Consider the following 4,955-nt stretch of genomic DNA (forward strand, 5'->3'; position numbering starts at 1 on the left):
CATAACTCACAAGGTTAAAAAACCATGAGCCAGCTCAATACAGCCCGAGCGTCCAGAGAGATTAACGGTGTTCGGGTTCCCTGCTTTATATACGGTACCGCCTGGAAAGAAGAAGCCACCCAGGGGCTGGTAGAGAATGCCCTGAAACTGGGCTTCACTGGCATTGATACGGCCAATCAGCGCAAACATTATTTTGAGCTCGGTGTTGGTCATGGCCTGCAAAAGATTTATCAACAGGAAAAAATAAGCCGCGAACAGCTCTTCCTGCAATCCAAGTTTACCTATCAGAGAGGTCAGGATGACCGGCTGCCCTATGACCCTTCAGCCAGTTTAACCGAGCAGGTTTTGCAATCTTTCCAATCTTCCCTTGAACACCTTGGCACTGACTATCTGGATGCCTACCTTCTCCATGGCCCTTCTCAAAGGGAAGGTCTCTCGGAAGACGATCTGGAAGTCTGGACGGCCATGGAAGGACTCTACCGTGATGGTCATATCAAACTGCTGGGCGTTTCCAACTTTTCTGCACGCCAACTGGAAGGGCTGACTCTCCACACCGACATTCGTCCACACATTGTCCAGAACCGTTGCTTTGCCTCAATGGGCTGGGATAGAGAAGTGAGAGCGGCCTGTCAGCATCACGATATTATTTACCAAGGCTTTTCCTTACTCACGGCCAACCACGCCATACTGGGCCACCCCCAATTTCAAGCCATTGTCAGTCGAACAGGCTTAACCGCAGCACAGGTCATTTTTCAGGCCTGCCAAAGAATGGGGATGCTCACCCTCACCGGCACGACTCAATCCGATCATATGAATCAGGATCTTCATTGCGACAAAGTCGCTTTGACCGATGAAGAGGTTAATGCGATTGAGAATATGTTTATCTAGCTCGAGCTGTCTGGTTGTCCTTTCAATAGTCATGGTGCAAAAAGGATAACCAGACAAGCCTGTTGCTGTGCAGATATCAGTCAACCCAGACCCGGGCATTCCTGAACATTCTCATCCAGGGTGAATCTTCACCCCAGGTATCCGGATACCAGCTGTTCTGAACCGCCCTGAATACCCTTTCCGGGTGAGGCATCATAATCGTCACCCTGCCATCGGCAGAAGTCAGGCCCGTAATACCTTCAGCGGAACCATTGGGGTTGTATGGGTAACGTTCAGTAGCCCGCCCCTGATTATCCACATATCTCAGGGCCAGCTGACCACCCGCAGACAGTTTCCTGATTTGGTCAGCCTTTTTGAACTCGGCATAACCTTCACCGTGTGCCACTGCAATGGGCATTCTGGAACCTTCCATACCCCTGAGGAGAATGGACTTGTTTTGCTGCACTTCGACCATCACGGTTCTGGCTTCAAACTGCTCAGACTGGTTACGGACGAAGTGTGGCCAGTGCTCAGCACCGGGAATCAATTCATGGAGATTGGACAGCATCTGACAGCCATTGCAGACACCCAGAGCAAAGCTGTCCGGGCGATCAAAGAAAGCCGCAAACTGGTCACGGGCCATGCTGTTAAACAGCACCGATTTCGCCCAGCCTTCACCTGCTCCCAGAACGTCACCGTATGAGAAGCCGCCACAGGCTACCAATCCTTTGAATTCAGCCAGCTCACGGCGACCGGAAAGAATGTCACTCATGTGAACATCCACTGCACAAAAGCCGGCCTTGTCAAAAGCCGCCGCCATTTCCACATGGCCGTTAACACCCTGCTCCCTCAGAATGGCCACCTGTGGTTTGCTGGCTCCAGTGGCAATATAGGGAGCGGCAACATCCCTATTGATGTCAAAAGGCAAAGAGGCATGTAAGCCTGTATCGCCGTCATCAAGCAGGTTATCAAACTCCTGACGGGCACATTCAGGGTTATCCCTGAGTGCCTGCATGCGATAACTGGTTTCAGCCCACCAGCGCTGATATTTAACCCGGCTTTCGCTACTGATCAGCTCACCATTAAAGGTAAAGTTGATACGCTGATCCGATCTCAGGGCAGCAATGGTGTGTGTGCAGGAACCCAGTCCCAGTCCGGCCAGAATATCCTTGACCTTACCTTTGTCGGAACGGCGAACCTGCAGAACAGCACCCAACTCTTCATTAAAAAGGGCTGGAATGATGGCCGCTTCAGAGCCCGCCAATTTATCCAGATTCACCTCAATACCGGTGTGACCGGCAAAGGCCATCTCAACCAGAGTGGTAAAGAGACCGCCGTCTGAACGGTCGTGGTAAGCCAACAGCAGGTCCTCTTCCAGACATTGCTGGATACCCGTGAAGAAGCCTTTCAGGTCTTCTGCAGAGAAAACATCAGGAGCAACATCACCCATCTGACCATAAACCTGTGCCAGGGCAGAAGCACCCAGACGGTTATGATCACGACCCAGATCCACCAGCAGCAGATCGGTCTCACCCTTATCGGTTCTCAGCTCTGGAGTGACGGTCTTGCGTATGTCGGTCACAGGAGCAAAAGCCGAAATAACCAGAGACAGCGGTGAGGTAACACTCTTTTCAACATCACCGTCTTTCCAGTTGGTACGCATGGACATAGAGTCTTTGCCTACCGGAATAGCAATACCCAATTTCGGGCAGAGTTCCATGCCTACTGCTTTACAGGTTTCATAGAGTTTGGCGTCCTCACCCGGATGACCGGCAGCAGCCATCCAGTTTGCCGACAGTTTTATATCGCCGAGCTTGTCAATCCGGGTGCTGGCGATGTTGGTAATCGCTTCACCAATCGCCATACGACCCGATGCAGGCGCATTAATAAGAGCCAGAGGGGTTCTTTCACCCATGGACATGGCTTCACCGGTACAGGTATCAAAAGCAGTAGCGGTAACCGCACAGTCAGCAACAGGTACCTGCCAGGGGCCAACCATCTGCTCACGGGCTACCAGACCGGTGATAGAGCGGTCGCCAATAGTAATCAGGAAGTTTTTGCTGGCGACGGTTGGCAGCTTGAGAACTCGCTCAGAAGCTTCTGCCAGTGTCACACCGGAAAGATCCAGTGCGTCCTGCTGAATATTTTCAGTCTGCACATCACGATGCATGCGAGGTGGTTTGCCCAATAAAACATCCAGAGGCATATCCACTGGCTGGTTATCAAAGTGGCTGTCTTCTACCAACAGGTGTGACTCTTCTGTGGCTTCGCCCACAATGGCGTAGAGACAACGCTCGCGTTGACAGATAGCTTCAAACAGCTCCATATTTTCTGGCGCTACCGCCATCACATAACGTTCCTGGGATTCATTACACCAAAGTGCCAGGGGGGACATGCCGGGCTCATCATTCAGAATATCCCTGAGCTGGAAGCGACCACCGCGGCCACCATCACTGACCAGTTCCGGCAGAGCATTGGAAAGACCTCCCGCGCCTACGTCGTGGATAAAGGCGATAGGGTTCTCATCACCCAGCTGCCAGCATTGGTCAATCACTTCCTGACAACGACGCTCCATCTCGGGGTTGTCGCGCTGAACGCTGGCAAAGTCCAGGTCTTCCTGACCTTCACCGGACGTCATGGAAGAGGCCGCACCACCACCCAGACCGATCTGCATGGCCGGACCGCCCAGAACAATCAGCTTGGCGCCAACGGGAATATCTCCTTTTTCAACATGATCAGCCCGGATATTACCCAGGCCGCCTGCCAACATGATGGGCTTATGGTAACCCCTCACTTCTTCACCCACAGACCCTTTGGCTGTGGCCTCAAAAGTACGGAAGTAGCCGCACAGGTTTGGACGACCAAATTCGTTGTTAAAGCTCGCACCACCCAGAGGGCCTTCCAGCATAATATCCAGAGCAGTCACGATCCGATCCGGCTTGCCATACTCTTTTTCCCATGGCTGTTTGTAGCCGGGAATGTTCAGATTGGATACGGAGAAACCGGTCAGACCTGCCTTTGGCTTGGAGCCTCGACCGGTCGCACCTTCATCACGGATCTCCCCCCCCGCACCGGTAGAAGCACCCGGCCATGGCGAGATGGCAGTGGGATGGTTGTGCGTTTCCACTTTCATCAGGATATGAATGTCTTCCTGGTGGTACTGGTAATCTTTCTTTTCAGGAGACGGGAAAAAACGTCCGGCTTTGGAGCCTTTAATAACGGATGCGTTGTCTTTATAGGCTGAGAGCACACCTTCACTGCTCATACTGTGGGTGTTACGGATCATCTGGAACAAAGAATGATCCTGCTGTAAACCGTCAATGGTCCAGGTCGCATTGAAGATCTTATGGCGGCAGTGCTCAGAGTTGGCCTGAGCAAACATCATCAGCTCTACATCCGTCGGGTTCCTGTCCAAACCCTCATAGCTGGTGACCAGATAATCCATTTCATCTTCTGCCAGTGCAAGTCCAAGGGACTGGTTGGCGGCAACCAGAGCCTCACGCCCGCCTTCGAGAATATCGACACGGGTCAAGGGCGCTGGCTCGGTTTCTGCAAAAAGAAGCTCTGCTTCTCTGTCATCAGCCAAAACAGCCTCGGTCATGCGGTCGTGAATCAGGCTGGATACCACTTGTTTCTGGTGTTCATTGAGGCCTTGTTCAGCGGACACATAGTAAGCCAGACCGCGTTCAATCCGGTGCACCTTGCTGAGACCACAATTTTCAGCGATGTTGGTGGCTTTACTGGACCATGGAGAAATAGTGCCCGGACGGGGTACAACAAGAAAAAGAGCGCCTGAACACTCACCTTCCTGCATCCGGGGACCATAGGTCAGTAGCTGTTCCAGAACCTTCAATTCCTGGTCGGACAATGCTTCGTCGACCCGGACAAAGTGCTGGTATTCAGCAAAAACACCGGTAATTTCAGGGATCCTGTGTTGCAGGGTTTCAAGCAGCTTTTGGCTACGAAACGGCGAGAGAGCCGGAGCACCACGCAAAATCAGCATGATAAAAACTGTCCTCAACTGGACTCAGGGGGATAATCAGGAGCGGTATGATAATCGAAATCCCAGTATGGAAACCAGTGATTGA

General features: G+C 52.3%; 2 protein-coding genes. One reads left to right on the forward strand and one right to left on the reverse strand.

The window, feature by feature from the left end:
- Positions 1–24 precede the first annotated feature (24 nt).
- Positions 25–888: an aldo/keto reductase gene (locus KDK19_RS17590; RefSeq protein WP_257279768.1), complete on the forward strand. Its 864-nt coding sequence runs from the start codon at positions 25–27 to the stop codon at positions 886–888.
- 76 nt (positions 889–964) lie between these two features.
- On the opposite strand, the gene purL is transcribed toward KDK19_RS17590, so the two are convergent.
- Positions 965–4,870, reverse strand: a complete 3,906-nt coding sequence (gene purL / locus KDK19_RS17595; protein WP_257292483.1) for a phosphoribosylformylglycinamidine synthase — start codon at positions 4,868–4,870, stop codon at positions 965–967.
- Positions 4,871–4,955 lie beyond the last annotated feature (85 nt).

This window comes from Endozoicomonas sp. ONNA1 (assembly GCF_024606325.1).
Classification (GTDB): domain Bacteria; phylum Pseudomonadota; class Gammaproteobacteria; order Pseudomonadales; family Endozoicomonadaceae; genus Endozoicomonas_A.